This is a genomic window from Paraburkholderia tropica (assembly GCF_914484835.1).
GTDB classification, from domain to species: Bacteria; Pseudomonadota; Gammaproteobacteria; order Burkholderiales; family Burkholderiaceae; genus Paraburkholderia; species Paraburkholderia tropica_A.
In genome coordinates, this window is sequence record NZ_CAJZAR010000073.1 from 27,100 (window position 1) to 44,530 (window position 17,431).

22 protein-coding genes are annotated in these 17,431 nt (G+C 60.1%); 18 read left to right on the forward strand and 4 right to left on the reverse strand.

The annotated features are described in order from the left end of the window. The first annotated feature begins 48 nt into the window (after positions 1-48). The 9 genes from LDO54_RS28070 to pilV all read left to right on the forward strand — a co-directional run bounded on the left by LDO54_RS28070 (position 49) and on the right by pilV (position 9,798). Complete coding sequence (locus LDO54_RS28070) at positions 49-603, forward strand: TcpQ domain-containing protein (protein WP_224014149.1); 555 nt, start codon at positions 49-51, stop codon at positions 601-603. 175 nt (positions 604-778) lie between these two features. Beyond that, on the forward strand, positions 779-2,287 hold the full coding sequence (locus LDO54_RS28075) for a PilN family type IVB pilus formation outer membrane protein (protein ID WP_224014151.1): 1,509 nt from the start codon (positions 779-781) through the stop codon (positions 2,285-2,287). Continuing rightward, on the forward strand, positions 2,274-3,653 hold the full coding sequence (pilO2, locus tag LDO54_RS28080) for a type 4b pilus protein PilO2 (protein ID WP_224014153.1): 1,380 nt from the start codon (positions 2,274-2,276) through the stop codon (positions 3,651-3,653). The genes LDO54_RS28075 and pilO2 overlap by 14 nt, the downstream gene beginning before the upstream one ends. Continuing rightward, complete coding sequence (locus LDO54_RS28085; RefSeq protein ID WP_224014155.1) at positions 3,640-4,203, forward strand: hypothetical protein; 564 nt, start codon at positions 3,640-3,642, stop codon at positions 4,201-4,203. Before pilO2 ends, LDO54_RS28085 begins: the two co-directional genes overlap by 14 nt. 15 nt (positions 4,204-4,218) lie before the next feature. Then, positions 4,219-5,757, forward strand: a complete 1,539-nt coding sequence (locus LDO54_RS28090) for an ATPase, T2SS/T4P/T4SS family (protein WP_224014157.1) — start codon at positions 4,219-4,221, stop codon at positions 5,755-5,757. Beyond that, a complete protein-coding gene (locus tag LDO54_RS28095) occupies positions 5,754-6,863 on the forward strand; it encodes a hypothetical protein (protein ID WP_224014158.1) in 1,110 nt (369 codons plus the stop codon). Before LDO54_RS28090 ends, LDO54_RS28095 begins: the two co-directional genes overlap by 4 nt. A gap of 43 nt (positions 6,864-6,906) precedes the next feature. After that, positions 6,907-7,467, forward strand: a complete 561-nt coding sequence (locus LDO54_RS28100; RefSeq protein WP_224014160.1) for a type 4 pilus major pilin — start codon at positions 6,907-6,909, stop codon at positions 7,465-7,467. Positions 7,468-7,484: 17 nt separating this feature from the next. Further along, positions 7,485-8,453, forward strand: coding sequence for an ATPase, T2SS/T4P/T4SS family (locus tag LDO54_RS28105; protein WP_224014162.1), 969 nt, complete (start codon positions 7,485-7,487; stop codon positions 8,451-8,453). 22 nt (positions 8,454-8,475) lie between these two features. Next, a complete protein-coding gene (gene pilV, locus LDO54_RS28110; RefSeq protein ID WP_224014164.1) occupies positions 8,476-9,798 on the forward strand; it encodes a shufflon system plasmid conjugative transfer pilus tip adhesin PilV in 1,323 nt (440 codons plus the stop codon). Between the two features lie 688 nt (positions 9,799-10,486). Here the strand turns inward: pilV and LDO54_RS28115 are convergent. The 3 genes from LDO54_RS28115 to LDO54_RS28125 all read right to left on the reverse strand — a co-directional run bounded on the left by LDO54_RS28115 (position 10,487) and on the right by LDO54_RS28125 (position 13,102). Continuing rightward, complete coding sequence (locus LDO54_RS28115; RefSeq protein ID WP_224014166.1) at positions 10,487-11,476, reverse strand: CAP domain-containing protein; 990 nt, start codon at positions 11,474-11,476, stop codon at positions 10,487-10,489. Positions 11,477-11,568: 92 nt separating this feature from the next. Beyond that, positions 11,569-12,015 (reverse strand): type IV pilus biogenesis protein PilM, encoded by a 447-nt coding sequence (gene pilM / locus LDO54_RS28120; RefSeq protein ID WP_224014168.1) that lies wholly within the window; start codon positions 12,013-12,015, stop codon positions 11,569-11,571. Position 12,016: 1 nt separating this feature from the next. Then, positions 12,017-13,102: a TcpQ domain-containing protein gene (locus tag LDO54_RS28125; protein ID WP_224014170.1), complete on the reverse strand. Its 1,086-nt coding sequence runs from the start codon at positions 13,100-13,102 to the stop codon at positions 12,017-12,019. 167 nt (positions 13,103-13,269) lie between these two features. Here LDO54_RS28125 and LDO54_RS28130 point away from each other — a divergent pair, with 167 nt between their 5' ends. Then, positions 13,270-13,551, forward strand: coding sequence for a hypothetical protein (locus tag LDO54_RS28130; protein WP_224014172.1), 282 nt, complete (start codon positions 13,270-13,272; stop codon positions 13,549-13,551). Between the two features lie 11 nt (positions 13,552-13,562). After that, positions 13,563-14,222: a lytic transglycosylase domain-containing protein gene (locus tag LDO54_RS28135; protein WP_224014174.1), complete on the forward strand. Its 660-nt coding sequence runs from the start codon at positions 13,563-13,565 to the stop codon at positions 14,220-14,222. A gap of 109 nt (positions 14,223-14,331) precedes the next feature. Here LDO54_RS28135 and LDO54_RS28140 read toward each other — a convergent pair whose 3' ends face one another. Further along, positions 14,332-14,991: a hypothetical protein gene (locus LDO54_RS28140; protein WP_224014176.1), complete on the reverse strand. Its 660-nt coding sequence runs from the start codon at positions 14,989-14,991 to the stop codon at positions 14,332-14,334. Between the two features lie 91 nt (positions 14,992-15,082). Here LDO54_RS28140 and LDO54_RS28145 point away from each other — a divergent pair, with 91 nt between their 5' ends. From LDO54_RS28145 to LDO54_RS28175, 7 genes are all read left to right on the forward strand, one after another. Then, positions 15,083-15,541, forward strand: a complete 459-nt coding sequence (locus LDO54_RS28145; protein WP_224014178.1) for a hypothetical protein — start codon at positions 15,083-15,085, stop codon at positions 15,539-15,541. A gap of 28 nt (positions 15,542-15,569) precedes the next feature. Next, positions 15,570-15,797 carry a DUF3717 domain-containing protein gene (locus LDO54_RS28150; RefSeq protein ID WP_224014180.1) on the forward strand — a complete coding sequence of 76 codons (228 nt, stop codon included), beginning with the start codon at positions 15,570-15,572 and terminating at the stop codon, positions 15,795-15,797. Next, a complete protein-coding gene (locus LDO54_RS28155) occupies positions 15,794-16,030 on the forward strand; it encodes a hypothetical protein (RefSeq protein WP_224014181.1) in 237 nt (78 codons plus the stop codon). Before LDO54_RS28150 ends, LDO54_RS28155 begins: the two co-directional genes overlap by 4 nt. A gap of 32 nt (positions 16,031-16,062) precedes the next feature. Continuing rightward, the gene (locus LDO54_RS28160; RefSeq protein WP_224014183.1) at positions 16,063-16,239 is read left to right on the forward strand and encodes a hypothetical protein; all 177 of its coding nucleotides are present in this window, start codon (positions 16,063-16,065) and stop codon (positions 16,237-16,239) included. A gap of 66 nt (positions 16,240-16,305) precedes the next feature. Then, positions 16,306-16,533: a hypothetical protein gene (locus LDO54_RS28165; RefSeq protein ID WP_224014185.1), complete on the forward strand. Its 228-nt coding sequence runs from the start codon at positions 16,306-16,308 to the stop codon at positions 16,531-16,533. Between the two features lie 3 nt (positions 16,534-16,536). Continuing rightward, a complete protein-coding gene (locus tag LDO54_RS28170) occupies positions 16,537-16,866 on the forward strand; it encodes a hypothetical protein (protein WP_224014187.1) in 330 nt (109 codons plus the stop codon). A gap of 29 nt (positions 16,867-16,895) precedes the next feature. Further along, the gene (locus LDO54_RS28175) at positions 16,896-17,426 is read left to right on the forward strand and encodes a hypothetical protein (protein ID WP_224014189.1); all 531 of its coding nucleotides are present in this window, start codon (positions 16,896-16,898) and stop codon (positions 17,424-17,426) included. The last annotated feature ends 5 nt before the right edge of the window (positions 17,427-17,431 follow it).

Here is a 17,431-nt window from a genome sequence, read left to right on the forward strand (position 1 = left end):
ATTATGATTTGCGGTCGAACCATCCCGGTTACTCCAAAAGGTACGCAGATGAAGAAATTTGTAGTCGCGCTGGCAATGGTGCCGGCCGTAAGTCAGGCGGAGCTCATAGTGCTCGATCCGCCGAATCCGCCTGGCTCAGTCGCGCCGGTCGCACCCAAGGCAGCACCGATCATCAAGGTTTCCGCCGCGCCGGCTCCCATTGCCGCTCACACCGCCACGCAACTCCTGCCCTCGCAAGCACCCGCGCAGTCCGGGTTCGTGGACATTCGATCGACTGCGCCGCAAGGCACGATCGCGCCCGCAAGCATCCAGATTCAGCCCGTTCCTCCCCCGCTGCCCGTTTTCGTCGCGAGGGTCGGTTCCACGGCGCGCGAAAGCGTCGAAAGCTGGGCCGCGAGCGCCGGATGGAAAGCCGCGTGGCGTGCAGAAACCCCGGACGGCAAGCTGGTCAATTACAACATCACCGAGGCCGACGTTCGAATGCAGGGGCAGATTGTTGACGTTGTATCGCGCTTCATCCACCTCTACGACTCCGCGCGTCTCCCGCTCAAGGTTCTGATCAACCCCGAACAGAAGCTGTTCGTCATCACGCTCAAACACTGATATGAAATTTCATTCCATAGCGATTCTCGCGGCACTCGCGTTCTCGCTGGCCGGATGCGCGACATACGAACACGCGGGTCAGGTCGATGCCGAAGCACAGCGCCGCGAAGCCGTTCTAGGCAAACAGATTGCCGATGCGAATCCTGCAACCCACTACGACGATACCGTGCAGTACATGACGAAACCGTGGGTGGACCTCAAGCCGGTTCTTGAACGCGATCCGGGGCAGTCGCGCGTCAAATGCGATCTGAACATCGGGACGGTGATGCCGATCACGTTGCAGGAATTCGCCCAGGCCGTAATGACGCGCTGCGGCGTCAACGTGCGAATCACTCAAGACGCGCTGCAACACCTCGCGGGCGGCTCGCAGAACACCAGCAGCAACACGGGTGCCTCGGTCAGCGCGAGCGGCGGCGCGCCGCTCGTCCCGGCCATCAGCAGCAAGCCTGCTGGAGTCGGCGTGACACCAGATAACAAGCTCGATCTGAACGTGCATGGCGATCTCGATCAGGTGATGGGTATCGTAACCGACCGCCTTGGGCTGTCGTTCTCGCGTCAGGCTGGGCCGAACGGCACGGTGAATTACCGCATCTATTCGATCGGCACCTGGACGTATCGCATTCATCTGACCGGCGGCGATATCGACATGCGCTCGCAGTTTGACAGCGGCACCACGCAGGTAACGGGTGCGACGGGCAACAACGGCACCGCCGGCGGTCTCACGTCCACGTCACAAGGCGGCCAGGGGCAGGCAAACACCCTGCAGCACGTTCAGTCCAGTATCAAGGGCGATATGTGGACCGAAATGGGCAATGCGCTTCGGCAGATGGGTAACGTGACGGTTGAGCCGCTGACCGGTGCCGTCACGGTCAACGACACGGCCGACGTAGCTGCGCGCGTCAAGAGCTTCGTGGACGAACGCAACAAAATGTTCGACAAGTTCGTCACGTTCCAGATCAACGTGTATTCGATCACGCGCACCACCTCCGACTCCCTGAGTCTGAACTGGGATCTGGTCTGGAAGAATCTTGCGGGCAAAGGCATTACCCTCGCCAACGTGTTCGCGGCACCGACTGGCGCGGTGACGGGCGGCTATTCGGTGCTCGACACGTCCTCGTCGCCGTGGGCGGGATCATCGGCCATGCTGTCGGCCCTCAACGAGTTGGGCAACGCGAACCTCACGCGCAGTACGGCTGTTCCGGCGATGAATCTCACCCTCGCCGCAACGCAGACGGGGAATCAGGATGGCTATCTGGCCGAGTCCGCCGTCTCGCAGACAGCGCAGGTCGGCAGTACGGCAACGCTCACGCCGGGCACGATCAATACGGGGTTCAACATTTCCCTGTTGCCGAACGTGTTTGAGGACAACAACATGATCCTCAAATTCCAGATCAATCTCTCGACCAACAACGGCATTCGCACCGAGAGCGCCGCAGGAAGCAAGATCGAATTGCCGAGCATCGGCCTGCCCCTGAATACGACCGTTACCGTGCCTCTGGACCCGGGTCAGACGGTCATGCTGACGGGGCAGGACTACGACGACACCAGTTCCGCGCATACCGGCGCTGGCGCGGCGTGGAATTGGCTCATGGGCGGCGGGCTGACGGCAAGCCGCAATCACACCATGATGGTTGTGACGATCACGCCGATCCTCGCGGAGAAGCCTGCCAATGTTTATCAATAAGGCGAGGCCACTGGCGCGCAAGGCTCCTTCGATTTTTGGCGCGAATCCCCAGCAGATTGTCGAAATCAACGGTGTCATCTTTGTTTCGAATCTGTACTGGCTGTTGCTCAGTAGCTCGACCAACTATATGGCCGAGGCACGCAAGGAAGGCGACAGGGCTGGTTGTGACGTTGTGGCCATCCGGCGCGGCCGCCGCATTCAGGCCGGGTTCGTCACGCGCAATACCGGTGGTGTCAAAGGCATGTACAGCCTCGCGGCGTCACTCGCCGCTTTGCTGGGCGATTCGTGGTGCTGCGGCTTGAAGCTGAACGACGGGCGCTATGTCGTGGTCGTGGTGCACGATGGCCAGATTGCCCCGGGCTTCGATCTCATCACCGACGCAGACGCCGCGCGCACGAAACTGCGCGAAGCAATCGGGTTGTTCAAGTTCGCCCCCGAGGCCATTTTTGCGTCCCGTGAGCTCCAACTTTCGCCGCACACGAAGGACATATACGAGCTCTTGAAGCCGAAGGCGCTCCGCAAAGATCTGCGCTTGAAGCGTCTGCGGTTCGGTATGACTCAGCGGGAAATCGCCGTGAGCGCGGCGGGCGTAGGCGTGTTGGTCGCAATCGGCTTTGGCGTGCATCTGTACCAGGCCTACAAGCGCGACGCGTGGGCTCAGGCCGCCGCCAAGGAGCAAGCCGAAACCGCGGCCAGGCTCGCGCGGATCAACGCGGACGCACGCACAAAGCTCATGGCGGAAGCCCTCGCGCACCCCTGGGCTGTCCAACCCACGTCCGAGGACTTCATCCGCATTTGCTCGGCGGCCAGCGATAGCCTGCCGTTGAGCATTGCAGGGTGGATTCTGGACTCGTGGAAGTGCAACGCAACTGAACTCACCGCGACCTACAGGCGCGTGACGGGATTGACCGATGACCAGTTCGCGGAGGGCGTCCGGCAGGTTGTCGGCGTGCAAGCGAATTTTGATGGACCGGGAGACTTCGGTTCGTTCGACGTTCCGCACAGCATGCCGGCGGGAGGTGACGATTCCCTGGCGTCCGCAGACGTGATGCAAAGCGGATTTCTTTCGCACTTTCAGGCGCTGAATCTTGAGGGGCTACGTCCGAGCGTCAACGAAAAGGCGGTTCAGCTGGCATTCCCGATCAAGCCCGGTGGTCCACCGCCTGATCCCTCCTTGAAGCCACCGCAAGCAACCTGGCGTCAGTTCCCGTTCATCCTCCGTGGAAGCGTCCTGCCGCCCGACCGACTGTTCGAAAACTTCAGCCATTACGCAGGAACGCGAATCGACGCAATCAGCGCGACGCTCAACCCCGGCAAGGCTGAATTGACTTGGCAAATTGAAGGAAACCTTTATGCGCAACGTTAAAGTCCGTGCGATCGCTGCACTGTCCATGACGGCAATTTCCGTGTCACTTCACGCCGAAACGCAAGCACAGGCTGCGACGGTCGGCGACCTCGCACGCGTGCAGGCCGACCGAATCATGTTTATCGGCAAGGCTGCGCTGCTGGACGCCGAGGCCAACTACCAGAGCAAGTTGCCCGCATCCGGCGCAGGCGCCGGCGTCGAGCGCAGCGTAGACGTTCCGACACTGACGCGTTTGATGGGCGTCAATGGCATCGTGTTCGGGAGTTTCCAATACGCGGACGGCCAAACCGTCGAGCGTGCCGTAGGTGACAAGATTCCGGGCGACTACACGATCGTCCACCTGTGGCCCGAGAAGGCCAGTGGCGAGCTCCGCGACAAGCACGGCAAGATCATCGCTGTCGGCTCGTCGCAGGTTGGCGTGTCCGCGCCGGTGCCCGCCGTGGCCACCGCAGCACCACTGATGGCGACTCCCCTGCCTCCTGCGATCGCTTTTGGCCAGGCGACCCCATCCGGCGCAGTCGTGCCGTCGATCAACGGCGTTCAACGCTGAGGCACGAAAATGGGCATGAATGAATCTGCGCACGTTGCCACGAATGTCATGATCGACATGGCACCCGACTTGCGCCACCCGCCGCGCCAAGATTCTTCGGACAAGGTGCTTCTTCTCACTGATGGCAGGCTGCTGGTCAGCCGCGAGTATCGGACCGACTTCGGCGTACTGACGTATAAGGACCAACTCAAGCGACTCAACATCGAGTTCAGCGAGGTGGAAGCGGACCCGGCAGTTATCGAGCGCGTCGCGTCGGGCGCAGCTGGCCTCGACGCAAAAAAAGCATCGACGGACCATAGTGAGCGCCAGAATGACGTTCTCAAGATCATCCGTCAGGCGGTCGAGGACAAAGCCAGCGACATTCACTTTTTGAACTACGAGAAGCAGACGCTTGTGCGCTGGCGTATCCACGGTTCGCTCATCACGAAACTCAAGCTGCTGCCCGAGGATGGTGAATCACTTTGCCGCTGCATGTACGAGTCCATGACGGACGATGCTGGGCACTCGTACCTGATTCGTGCGCCGCAAGACGGCCGCCTGTCCCGCGATTTCATGAAGAAAGCGGGCCTCGCCGGGGCGCGTATCGCAACAAGGCCGATGGAGTACGGAAACATTTTCGTGCTGCGTCTGCTTTACACGCACGATCAGGCACGCGTTACGTCGCTTGAGGATGCGGGCTACCTCACGGAGCAAATCGTGTTGCTCGAAACGATGTTGCGCCGCAAGGGCATCATCCTCTTTTCTGGCGAAACGGGTTCCGGCAAATCGTCCTCGCTGGCTATCCTGCTGCGCAAATTGCTGAAACTGTTCGACGGCAAGATCAACCTGCTGACGATCGAAAACCCGCTGGAATACGTCATTGACGGCGCGGTACAAACGATCCTCACGGGAGACCTGGACTCGCCAGAAGGTATTTCGCGCGCGTGGGCGTCGGCGATCACGAACGTAGTGCGTCTCGATATCGACTACTTCATGGTCGGCGAGCTCCGCGACCTTGCTTCGGCCCTTGCGGCGGTCACGGCTGCGCTCACCGGCCACGGCCTGCTGTCCACGATCCACGCCGAAGAAATTTTCGCGATTCTCGACCGTCTCGCAGACTTTGGCGTTGATGATCGCCGCCTTGCCAATCCGAAACTGTTCAAGGGTTTCGTGAATCAGTCGCTCGCGCCGATTCTCTGTAAGCGTTGCAAGGTGCCGTTCAGCACACACTATCACGAGCTCGACGCAGTAACCGCCGACCGGGTGCGCGAGTTCTGCAACCCCGATAGCGTCTTTCTCCGGGGCAAGGACGATCAATGCCCTGACTGCGGTGGCATGGGCTACGTCGATCGCAAACTGGTCGCGGAGGTGTGCGTGACCAACAAGGCGCTGCTGGAAATTTATCGGAAGGAGGGTTCTGCCGAAGCGCGATCGTATTGGGTCAAAAAAATGAACGGCATCACCAAAAATCGTCACACGATCATGCGGATCAATGACGGCGAGCTCGATCCGTTCGACGGCGACACCATCGTACCGCTGGACGAGGATGCGCTAACGATCGCGGAGGCCGCATGATACTCGACAGCATCAAGGCCACCTTCTGGCGCGGTCAGTTCGATGGCAAAGCACGCCGCATTTTCTACACGGCACTTTCGTTGCAATTGAAGTCGTCCATCGCAATCCAGCCGGCGTGCGACCAAATCTACGATATCTACAGCGACGAAGGACGCACACCGAACCGCATTCTCGCAATCGTTGCACAGGACTGCGCGACCGGCATTGCCCAAGGAACCGCAATTTTTGAAACGCTCTCGCGCTGGATACCCTACGACGAGCAAACGTCGATCGAGTCGGGCGCCTTCGGCGCAGCCCGCGAGGGTTCGGAAAACCGGCTCGCGCTCGCCTTCGATCGAGCGGTCGAAATCATCGACCGCAAGGAGGAGATGCGCAATGCCCTGATTGCCGCGACCGCCTACCCCTCTTTCATCCTGGCCTTCGCGTTCGCCGTTTTTTACTACATGGCAACGCATATTCTTCCGCAGATGCTCAAGGCGTCTCACCGGGCGGGGCAAGAGCAGCACCAGACGTTGACCGAGACGTTGACGACGTGGTTCGGCAACTACGGCATTTTTGTCGCCGTTGCGACGGCGTTGCTCGTCGTGCTGGTTTTCGTCAGCTTTCCGAGACTCACGGGAAAGCTGCGCGTTACGCTCGACAAGCTCCAGCCGTGGTCAACCTATCGCACGGTGCAGGGCGCGATTTTCATTTACAACGTCGGCGCCATTCTGGAGGGCGGCGGCGTCAACCGCGTTGAAATGCTCGAACGCATGCTGATTCACGCCACGCCGTACATGCGGGAGCGCATCGACGCGACGCTCAACGGTGTCCAGGGCGTTCGCGATGGCCGCAATCTCGGCCTCGCGCTCAAGAACACAGGACTCAACTTCCCGGCGCGAGACGCGATTGCCTATATCCGCGTTATCGGCAACCTCAAGGGCAGCGATGACCGGCTCAAGGAGTTCGGCAACAACTGGATGAAGCAGTCGATCATCGAGCTCAAGGCGACCTCCGTTGTATTTCGCAACGCTGCGATGCTTGTCCTCGGCGCTCTGCTGATCGTGCTCGGGTCCACCATGAACGACATGAGCCAGGGACTGCTGAAAGCCTTCAACATAATGTAACCCCACTGCACGTCTGAACCTTATTTTCTGGAGCAACAACACTATGGCAATCAAACAACGAAAGTTCGTCTCCCCGGCTCGCGCACTCGGCCTCACGAAGAAACAGGGTGGTTGGACGATGATCGAAATTCTGGTCAGCGTCGCAGTCGTCTCCCTCTTTATCTATTGGGTCGCGAGCCGCGGAAACCTTCTGAGTAAGAGCGCGGACGGCACGACCGAAGCAGGGAACGTGAACCTGTTGCACACCCAGGTCAAGGCCGCCAAGACCGCGGCGGGCTACGGGCCGTCCAATGCGGACCTCGCGGCCGCCCTGATTGCCGCCAAGAAGGTGCCGACAAACATGCCGACCACTGGCACAACGATTCTCAACCCGTGGAACGTCGCGTACACCATCACGAGCACCGGCTACGGCTTCTCGATGACCGACACGGTGCCCTCCGACGCGTGCGCCGGGGTCGTTCAGAACGCTTCGCAAACCGGCGATTGGGACACGATCAGCGTCAACGGTAGCGGCGGCAACTCCGGGCCGATCGACCTGAACACTGCTGGCAATCTCTGCAACGGGGCCACGTCCAACACGATCACCTTCACGTCCCTCACCTAAAAAGGAAGGCGCGCGCAATGTCTTTTATCCAGACGGAACGATTCTTTGACCTTTACATCGGAGAGTCCTTCTGCGACGTATCGAAGCTCAACGGGCGGAAGGGTTTGACGCCGGCGCCGCTCGAATGGAGCGAGGACTTGAAGGACATTCGCGCGCGCTGCGCGAAGGTGCGAGAGAGCGTAGGACAGGACGAATTTAGTCTGGTCTACGACGACCGGACTTTTCGTGTGACGACGATGGTGGACGTGCGTGGCGAGACCATTTATGTGCTGGCGATCGCCGACGAACAGAAGCGTCGCTTCGCGGATCTTGGCTACCCGCGCCCTCTGTGCGACGCCCTGCTGGCTCCCGACCTGACTGGCCTGGTGCTGTTTGGTGGTCCGTTTGGCGCTGGCAAGACGACGAGCGCGGCTGCGCTCGCCATCGCACGCATGGAGCAGTTGGGCGAGCTCATCTACGCGGCGGAAGATCCCGAAGAAACCAATCTGAACGGCCCCCACGGGCCGGGGCGTTGCCTGCAAGTACCAATCCGGCGCGATGGCCTTGATCTCGAAGAACAGCTTGCCCGTGGTGTGCGCTCGCGCGCCGACGCAATTTACATCGGGGAAATTCGGCGTCCGTCCGAGGCATACCAGGCGGTGCAATCTGGCGTCAATGGCGAATTGATTATCGCGACGGCGCACGGCGCGAGCCTGTCGGATCTCATCGAGCGCACAGCCGCCCTTGCATCTGCGAAGCAAAGCAGCGCGAACGGCCTTCTGGCCGCCGGGCTTGCGATCGTCATCTTTCAGCAGCTTGAGGTTGTGCCGCTTCAGGAAAAAGGCGAAACGGCGGCGTTTCTGAGATCAGACTTCCTCTTTGTCAACAAGAGCGAGAGTGACAGCGTTCGCGCGAAGATTCGCGCAGGCCGGTTCGGCGATCTTGAGCAGGAAATCGAATTGCAACGCAATCGCGTTTTGTGGTCGAACGACACGCCGCGCGCGTGACTCCAAAAAAGACAGGATTGGCATGAAAAAAAATACCCGATTTCGCGTTCTGGCACCCGGTGAGAATCCGACCGCATATCCGACGCGCCGCGCGTTGCAACGCGGGTGGACGAGTATCGAAATCCTGATAGGAACGGTCGTTGTTGCCTTGTTTCTGATCGTCGCGGCTCGCGCGCTCAATCTGTTGAGCGACTACTTCGTGAATAAGGGCGTCGCGCACGACGCGCTGATCGTCGGGCAGGCAGCAAACGACTTTATCAACGCGAATCAGAGCACCGTGGTCACGGATGCCGCGCCGGAAAAGACCTACCCTCTTTCGACCTTCGCGAGCTACCTGCCCTCGTCGTTCAGCCAGACGACGAACGCGTATGGACAAAGCTATGAGTTACGCGTCTACCAAAGCCAGGCGAACAAGCTGGACGCCGTGGTGGTCACGACCGGCGGTCAGTCCATTAGCGACGGCAACGCGCAGCAGGTAGCGACGCTGCTGGGCGGCGCCGGCGGCTATGTGCCAAGCAGCGCCCCCGCAACAGGCCAAGGGGCGTTCAACGCGTGGAACATTGCATGGTCGAATTTCGGCGGTTCGCCGGGTGCTGGCCACGTTGCTTATGCGCTTTTCGTGCCGAATGCCGGGCTGATGAACGGCTATCTGTATCGCAACACGGTTCCCGGCCACCCCGAGGTAAACCGGATGAATGACGCGTCGATCGACATGAATGGCAATGACCTGAACAACGCCAGTTCGGTAAACGCCACCACGTACCAAAGCGCCGGCGGCGGACAGTTCTCATCCGATCAGGGCGGTTCGCTGGAGCTCGGCGGCAACAACTCGCAGGCGGGCGCGGGCACGCCCTATATCGACTTTCATCTTGCTGGCCAAGGCGTGCAGGACTACAACACGCGTGTCGAAAACGATGCCGATGGGCGCATTTCGCTTATTGCCGCGAACGGGCAAAGCTCCCTGAAGGTTCAAGGCACGGTGCAGGTTGGTAGCATCGCAACGCCGCGCACCTCATGTCCCGGCCCAGGCCATTTTGCTGCCAATGCTGATAACAGTGGCCAATCGCTGGAATGCCGCTACGGCCAGTGGATGCCTATTGGCGGTCAAGAGTTGTTCCAGGGCTTCTATCAGGTTGCGAACGGATACAGCGTGCCCATGCCGACGTGCCCGTCCGGCGGTACGCCGCAAATTCAGGTGATCCCGATGAACATGACCATCGACACGACCGCGACGGTGAACTTTGGCCCGTCTACTGGTTCGGGGCCGTGGGTCGTGCATATCACGGACGGAAGCGGAAACGCAGTCACGGGCTGGGGCATTGCAGAGACGTTCTGCGGATACTAATCGAGGCAGCACCAAAAAGGAAAATGATGAAAAGCACAACGAAAAACATCGCCTTGCTGGCTTGTATGCTTGCGGCCAGCCAGAACACTCTCTCTGCGCCTGCGCGCTGCACGTCGGGCTATCAGGACTCGACATGCCCACCGGCCCTTTCTGCGGCTCCGCAGACGGCGCCGACCTGCTCGACTGCGCCCGGCTGGACTACCCTTTCCGCCGCGAAATGGCAAGGTGCGTACTACAGCGCACCGCAGTGTAACTATCAAGCACCACCAAGTTGTGCTGATGGCTACGCGCAGACCGGCCCCGACTGGAATGGTACTGCATGGGTCAACCTCATCTGCACGCCGTCTACGCCACAGATTCCTGACGTGGGGACGGTTTGCTCGGCGAACTTGCCGGCTGGTTGGACGGTGAGCGGACCGTATAGCGGATCAGTCAGCGCCACTCCGCCTGCGGGATATCAGATCGCCTGGTACAGCGGTAGCACGTCAGTCCTGACGGATAAGTGCGGCGCCACGTATACCGAGAGCATTCTTGAGTGCTGGACCAAAACCGGAAGCAACGACTTCTACAAGTGGGCGTACTACACGACACACGCATCCGGTAACTGCGGCCACTGAAAGAGTCGCGCGACGAAAGTAAAAAGCCCGCCGAAGCGGGCTTTTTCTGTTTCTGGCCGCGGTGATGGCGATTAGCCGACCTTCGTGCCCGTCGTGAAGCTGAACGTGCGGGTGAAGGCGACGCCGTTGGTCGTGCCGTAGACCGTCGCGGTATATGTGGTGTTCTTGCTCAGCGCCACGGCCGGGTAGGCGCGGCCCTCGTATGCCTTGATGACGCCGCTCGTGTCGGTCGAGGAATCCAGAACCTGCATTGCGATGACATTGCCGGACGTGTCGGTGAGCGTACCCGACGTCATGCGGATCGTGTCGGTCGGGTTTGCGCCCACCGAGATCGCCGGTCCCCATGCGCCCGAGGTGTTCGGCGGCGTGGGCGATTCACCGACGACCTGGTACGGAACGTCCGTCGTGCCTTCGCACGGGTACGTCAGCGGCAGATTGCCGGTCATCGTTTGCAGGCTGGCGATCGTCACGCTCGACTGGATTTCGGGAAAGCCGTTGTACTGCAATTCATTCCAGCCCACGCCGATCTGCGTGACCGGCATATCGACGAGTGCGCTGTGATAGACGCCCGACAGCCACTCGGCCGCGATCTGTTCGCCGTAGTCGGCCTCGGTGAGCGTCGAATTCGTGTAGAAGCCGGCGCTCATGCCCCCGACGACAGCGCTGGCCGGGAAGCCCGCCTTGACCGCGCGATCGGAGTACGTGACGCCGGTGAAGCCCGAGTTACCCGAAACTTCGCTGTCCGTGACCGTACCACCGTTCGCGCCCATGTACGCCGCGTGTGCCTGTGCGGCGGTATCGAGCACCGTGTTTTCCGTGAGCGCCGGGAAGCCACACGCCTGACGACGCGAGTTGATGGTGTTGAACACCGCGAGTTGCGCGCTCGATGCCGAGTAGGTCGGCGTCGTGACGTTCCCCGTCGATGCCGAAGTGGTATTCGATCCGCTGTTGCCCGAAGCGGCGGTTCCGCTTGCCGAGTCACCGCCCCCGCCGCCACCGCAAGCCGACAACATGAGTGCTGCGGCCGCAGCCGCGATGGCCAAGTTGTAGTTCTTCTTCATCGTCGTGTACCCTCAATTTGGATAAAAGTGTGCGCCCACGCGCACGATCACCACAGAAATTATTATATATACGCGTCGCCTTTTTGTCAACACTAATTTGTAACTACCACACTCCCGTTTGCGATTTGACCGGGAATAGGAATGCTCGGCGTCGCGCCCAGCTGCGGAACCACGAGAACGCCAGCCGTCACGGTTCCAACAGTCATCGCCATTTGCGTTGCTTGCGCGACCTGCCCTGCAAGCGAAGGAACGCGCGCACCAGTATAGTAGGCATAGCCGCGACCGTTCGAGACATAGGTTCCGATCTGCGGTGAGCGTACCAACCAGTACGGCACGCCCAAGGCGGCGTCGCTCACGCTCCCCTGCACCGTTGGATTCGCAGTCGCGTATTTGACTGCGTAGCTCCCGTAAATGACGAGACTGGTGGCGAGCGCATTAGCCTGCCCCTGCGTCACAGAAGATTGTGCAGCTGTAACGAATTCACCTTGCATGAACGACGCAAAGATCAATGTCGCCACAACCGCGAGAGCGGGCCACATATCAATGCCCGGCGTCGGTGACGATCAGTTCATGCGTCTGCGCGTCAGCCTTGATATCGAGCGACGGAGCAGCTGCGCAGATCGCGCGAAGGGCATCGAAGAAGGTTCCCGTCACCGGGGCACCTGACACACGATAGGGATTCGACGCGCGCCATACGGGCGGCTTCCACCCTGCATCACGCGCCCACGTCGCGAGCGTGTCCTGGAGCGTCTGGTTATCCCCGAAAGCCCACGTCTGCGTCGTGGGCTCGACTGTGATTGCGGGCGGCGGCATGACCGCCGGAGTGACGATCGGTGCCGATGCTGCGCGCGTGCTCACGTACTGCATATGCGGCTGCGCGCTGGCCTGGACGGTGGTCGGGGCGTAGATCGGCGGCATCGAGGGCGGCACCCCTTGCGGCGGCGCGCTACCCGGATGATTGCCGCTCGTCTTGACGATCGCCTGCAACATCGAAACTGCATTTTCCGGCGTGAGGATCTTGTCCTTCACCATGCCCAGGACCTGGCGAATCATCGTCAGCTGCGCTTCACCGCCCGGCTCGGCTGCGGTATCTCGCGCGCCCTGTTCGACGGTCTGCGTCGGCATGGCCGGTTGCGCGTAGCTTGCGGCCGCCTGGTTGGGTGCCGGAGCGCTCACGCCGAAAAGCTGCTGATAGGCGGTCATCTGCCGCGTTGCGGCGATCACGCAGTTGTAAGCCTTTCCCGAACGAATGACTCTCGAATCGGTGTCGGCGGTGACGTTCACCACGTCGGGGCTGATCCCGTTGTCGATCAACCACCCCTTGATCGCGGCACCGCGGCGGTATGCCAGCGCCTCCCCGCCTTTCGTTTCGCCACATCCAGAAATGGTAATGTTCGTGGCGTCCTGAAGCGACGTTAGAATAGCGCCCAGCGATCGCTTGGCAGTCCAGGAAATCTGACTGCTATGCGCATAGAAAGGCACCTTATAGGTCGTGCTGTTGTCGTTTGCGATGGGTTGACTCGCGACCCTGGTTGCGACCGGTGCCGTCGCATCCGTTACATAAAACCCCGCGTGCGCAGCAGGAGCGAAGGCCGCTGACACAAGGAAGGCTACTTTGGCGCGCATGCTATTTTCCTTTTGGCGTTGTGATTGCATGATATTATGCGCTCACGATATTATAACAATGTGGCCTTTGTGTCGCGCCAAAAATTAGACGAAAGTAGCCCATCAGCCTCGCTTCCTTTGCGCGCCGGACCGGAATTTTTAACCCTAGAAAGGAATCTGCATACATCATGTCGAGCGACGAGAAGCGACCCACATTGATCCGGTTTATGGTTGAGACGTACCAAAGGCTTCTCAAGGCCGCCGGGCTCGAAACGGAGCGTCGCGGGCACCAGGTGACGGTTCCGAAGCTGGTCGAAGAAATCGTTGAACCGATCGTCAGCATCTACCCGAAACTGCACAAGGCGGCTATGGCCGAGTCGGAGCGTCGCGGCGAGAACGTGAGTGCGCCGGCGCTCATCGGAGAGATCCTTGATGAGTGGTTGAAGAAACACAACGGCAAGGTCAAATAAGAGTTCCGACGATGGCATACGGTGGTTGGATCAAACTTTTGGCCGCGTCGATCGCATGCACTGCCCCTATGATCGTGCGGGCGCAGTCGCTCGATGCGATCATGGCGTCATGCGCGCCGAATGTGCATCCGACCACTATGGCCGCGCTTATTCGCATTGAATCGAAGGGCAATCCCTACGCGCTGTCCGATAGCGGACTGGAGGGGTTGCCCTGGTCCGTCCGTCAAAAGACAATTCGCAGCTTCGCGCCGAGCAGTGCCGCAGAGGCCGAACAGATCGCAACCAACCTCATTGCCAGCGGGCACATCGTGGATATCGGGCTGACTCAGGTGAGCAGCCGCAATCTGGCCCGCTACAACCTCTCTGTGCGCGATGCACTTGACCCCTGCATCAACGTTCGCACGGGCGGACAGATCCTGTCGGCGTTTTATAGGAACGCTCTCCCCAAATATCAGGATTCGAACGCAGCTTTGCTTGCTGCCTTATCGGCATTCAACACAGGAAACTTTAGAAGTGGACTGAGCAATGGCTACGTCGATCGCATCTTGCGCGCGGGCGGCATGCCGGTCCCGGCTCTGCGAGTTGCGCAGACCGTTGGGGTTAGCCGCCCTGCCCGCTATGTCCCGTTTTCCAGCAAGTTTGCCGTTCTCACCGCCACGGTATCGCAGTAATCTGCCGTAGGGCTTTGGCGAGGCGTCATGCCTAGTGCATGCGCCCGCCGAAGTCGATCAAACAACCGCGATCAGTGTGCGCCCGCCGCCGCTGTAAGCACCCCTCGGCTTACAGCGGCGTAACTTTTCGACGTATCGCCGCCTTCAATTCCGCAGGGCTTTTCTCGTCCGCGACGCCTCCCTTCGTGGCCAGATACAGATCGAGCTCCAGCTTCTTTACCCGCTCAACGAGAAGGGCATTCTGGCCGGCGAGCCGATTCCCCCGCCGTACCTCATCCTGCAACCGCTTTTCGTATCGTTCGTCCGATCGGGACAATGAGCGCCGGCGGGCGATGGAGAACAGGACGCCGCGCTCCGCGTCTACATTGGCGTCGTGCTGAAACGCTGGCCAGTCTCCAATCTTCGCGCCCCACGACGGCCACGCGTTTCCAGTAGGCCGCAGAACCTCGCGCACGCCCCGCCCCTCTGCGTACAGCAGTCCCCATCCTTTCGGCAGATCGTCAACGTCGATCACGCCGGGCGGGCACAGATAGAACCTGTACACGCCCAATCCACCCGCTGTCCGATGCGGCTTGCGCGCGTCGGCGAGAAAATCCGAGCGTGACGCCTTGACTTCGATCAACGCGGAGCAGTTCGACCGGAAACCGATCGTGTCAGCTTCCTCACCCCTTCGGCCTGTGACCAACTCGTTGGCGACGACCGCAAACCCTTGTCGCCGTAGCCACTTTGCCCCGAGAGTCACCAACTGTTTGTGAACCTCACCCGGCATCGTAGTTTCCTGTTCTGTTATACGCAGTGCAATTTCCCGCGCTTCGTGATATCATACGCGCATGCGATTATGATATCAACGTAGGCGAGCAATGTTGAGCAAGCACGAGGTCAGATCAATCAAGCGAATCATCTACCGCGAGACACCACGATCGAACATGATCGGATGGTATTTGATGGCATTGGCGGTTGGCATTGGCGCGGCTAAGGCTCCTTGGGGTTTCGTGAGTCAGGGAGGAAACGTGTTGCAGTTTGCGGTGTTTCTTCTGTTCGCGGTGTACGGGACGCAATGGCGGAAGCCCGCCAAAAAAGTTGAGGTTCATGTTTTGAGCGACGCGGCGCTTATGTCTGTGCACGAGGCGTTGGGTGGCGATGTGCGCGACTTGCTGTTCTCGCTCGCGGATAACGGGTCGCTGCGAATTGAGCACCTTAATGATTTGATTCAACGCGACCGGGATGCGCAGGCGCTGGCCCGGTATGAGGCTGACGCTGTTGAGACACTGGCTCGACGGCGCAAAATGTTGGGCATCGAAGGTCATGACGCGCGTTGACGTATTTAGCCAATAAAGGAGCCATGCTATGGATGCTGTCGCCTGTTCAATCAGCGATCTTGAGGTTGCTATCAACTTCTGGCGCGAACGCTCGCCGTCGCAAGGTGACGAACTGGCGCTGTGTCAGGAAGCGAGTGCGTTGGCGACACTCTATGCGCGCATGATCGTGACCCACGCGGAATCATTTTTTATTAACGACCAAAGCTACATCGTGCGCGCTGCAATCGCAGTCGCCCAAAAGGAACTTGCATCATGAACAAGGCACGCAATTCGGGGAAACCGTGGACCAGCGACGCAGACCTGGCACTGTTGACCATGTGGGAAGTCAAGAAGCCCACCGAGAGCATTTGCGCGGCGTTCGGTCGTAGCGAAAAGTCCATCGCGTCACGACTGGTTTTGCTGGATCGCTACCCGGATCTCGATTCCGCCCTCGCGGAAGTCGTGCTGCGTCGCGCCACGCCCGCCGACGACGAGCCGGCTGCCGAGTAACGTTCTCGCATGCGAGAAAACCGGAAATTTTCATGGACCTGCTCACGCTGATGCCGGGCGTCGTATTTTCGCGCTCTGTTGTTATCCCGCACCCTGTCACGCTTCACCCCGACCGCGCCGAACTCGAACGCGAGCGCGAGCGAGCCGAATCCGCGACCACCCCGCGCGCCGCAGAAGGCGACGCCGACGCGCAACGCGACCTGTTCTAACCGGCTTCAATCCTTGCCACGGTTAGCCGTAAACATGACTTTTAGGTTGCTCATCCGACTCGTGCAATGAACGACAACAAACAGAAAATCCTGAGAGCCGTTGGCCTGCTTGGTGTGCTGATCTTGCTGACCGGCACCATGCTCCAGTCAAAGCGACCGGCCACACCGCACGCGATCGTGTTTGTTCCCGACGCGCACGGCTGCCGGATCACCTATCCAGCCGGAACCAACCCGGCTCCCGAGACGCTTCCGAAAGGCACCCTGGTATCCGCTGAGTGTCTTGTTGCGAGATAAGCCATGCCACGCTGCGCCGCCACGCCCCCCTGTCCTGTCGAGGAAAAACTGTGCGAGCTTGTCGTGCGTTTGCTCGACTACCTTGGCGCGACGGAAATGGGCGCTGAGTTCGAGCGCATCGAAAGCGATTGCCTTTTTGGAGACCCGAGTTTTCTTGGCGGCCGCGGCGCAGTAATGCGAGATCCACAGAAGGCAGCGGCCACGGCTCGAACAACGCTGGCCCCTCTGCTTAACGCTATCAAGAGTGCTGCACCGCAGAAGGTGCGCAAGGCGAAAGATGACCTGTTGTGCGTGCTTGATGAACTATGCGCCGCGCAACAGTCGCTTTTCTGATCCACTTCCCAACCACACGGAAACAAGCAGTGAAAAATATCCTCCTTCCCTTCACCCTCTTTGTCGCTGCAACCGCAGCGCACGCCGGTAGCAATGTTGCTGCCGCAAGCGACCCCGGGGCGTTGCAGGCTCAATCGTCGGCAACGACGAACCTGCTTTTGACCAGCGTGCTCCAAACCGATCAAATGATCCTCGCTGCGCTCAACCGCATCGAAGCAAGTCACGCGGCGGCGCCGGATGCCCCGTTCCCCGGCGCGAGACCGCCGCTTGAGTCGCATGGGCCGGCCGTCGTCTACAACCTCACGGGCGCAACCGGCGAGCCGTGGGCACCTGAAGGTGTGTGGGCAGACGAGACCGGCATTCATGTCCGCTTCAAGATGCTCCCGAAAACGATGGCACAGATGCCGGACTCCATCACGGCCAAGCAACCGGATGGCACCTATCAGGTTGTTGGTCTGCGCTTCTGGCCCATGGGTATCGTGGACGTCGAAACGCGTGCGAGCACTGTCCTTTTCAGCAAGGACGGCAAGGACGTGATCGCGTCTGCGATCAAGCACTAAATCGC

Bases quoted from the DNA above. Each gene is read 5' to 3' on its own strand.
- LDO54_RS28070 (WP_224014149.1), top strand. From the start codon at position 49: ATGAAGAAATTTGTAGTCGCGCTGGCAATGGTGCCGGCCGTAAGTCAG.
- LDO54_RS28075 (WP_224014151.1), top strand. From the start codon at position 779: ATGACGAAACCGTGGGTGGACCTCAAGCCGGTTCTTGAACGCGATCCG.
- pilO2 (WP_224014153.1), top strand. From the start codon at position 2,274: ATGTTTATCAATAAGGCGAGGCCACTGGCGCGCAAGGCTCCTTCGATT.
- LDO54_RS28085 (WP_224014155.1), top strand. From the start codon at position 3,640: ATGCGCAACGTTAAAGTCCGTGCGATCGCTGCACTGTCCATGACGGCA.
- LDO54_RS28090 (WP_224014157.1), top strand. From the start codon at position 4,219: ATGAATGAATCTGCGCACGTTGCCACGAATGTCATGATCGACATGGCA.
- LDO54_RS28095 (WP_224014158.1), top strand. From the start codon at position 5,754: ATGATACTCGACAGCATCAAGGCCACCTTCTGGCGCGGTCAGTTCGAT.
- LDO54_RS28100 (WP_224014160.1), top strand. From the start codon at position 6,907: ATGGCAATCAAACAACGAAAGTTCGTCTCCCCGGCTCGCGCACTCGGC.
- LDO54_RS28105 (WP_224014162.1), top strand. From the start codon at position 7,485: ATGTCTTTTATCCAGACGGAACGATTCTTTGACCTTTACATCGGAGAG.
- pilV (WP_224014164.1), top strand. From the start codon at position 8,476: ATGAAAAAAAATACCCGATTTCGCGTTCTGGCACCCGGTGAGAATCCG.
- LDO54_RS28115 (WP_224014166.1), bottom strand. From the start codon at position 11,476: ATGAAGAAGAACTACAACTTGGCCATCGCGGCTGCGGCCGCAGCACTC.
- pilM (WP_224014168.1), bottom strand. From the start codon at position 12,015: ATGTGGCCCGCTCTCGCGGTTGTGGCGACATTGATCTTTGCGTCGTTC.
- LDO54_RS28125 (WP_224014170.1), bottom strand. From the start codon at position 13,102: ATGCGCGCCAAAGTAGCCTTCCTTGTGTCAGCGGCCTTCGCTCCTGCT.
- LDO54_RS28130 (WP_224014172.1), top strand. From the start codon at position 13,270: ATGTCGAGCGACGAGAAGCGACCCACATTGATCCGGTTTATGGTTGAG.
- LDO54_RS28135 (WP_224014174.1), top strand. From the start codon at position 13,563: ATGGCATACGGTGGTTGGATCAAACTTTTGGCCGCGTCGATCGCATGC.
- LDO54_RS28140 (WP_224014176.1), bottom strand. From the start codon at position 14,991: ATGCCGGGTGAGGTTCACAAACAGTTGGTGACTCTCGGGGCAAAGTGG.
- LDO54_RS28145 (WP_224014178.1), top strand. From the start codon at position 15,083: ATGTTGAGCAAGCACGAGGTCAGATCAATCAAGCGAATCATCTACCGC.
- LDO54_RS28150 (WP_224014180.1), top strand. From the start codon at position 15,570: ATGGATGCTGTCGCCTGTTCAATCAGCGATCTTGAGGTTGCTATCAAC.
- LDO54_RS28155 (WP_224014181.1), top strand. From the start codon at position 15,794: ATGAACAAGGCACGCAATTCGGGGAAACCGTGGACCAGCGACGCAGAC.
- LDO54_RS28160 (WP_224014183.1), top strand. From the start codon at position 16,063: ATGGACCTGCTCACGCTGATGCCGGGCGTCGTATTTTCGCGCTCTGTT.
- LDO54_RS28165 (WP_224014185.1), top strand. From the start codon at position 16,306: ATGAACGACAACAAACAGAAAATCCTGAGAGCCGTTGGCCTGCTTGGT.
- LDO54_RS28170 (WP_224014187.1), top strand. From the start codon at position 16,537: ATGCCACGCTGCGCCGCCACGCCCCCCTGTCCTGTCGAGGAAAAACTG.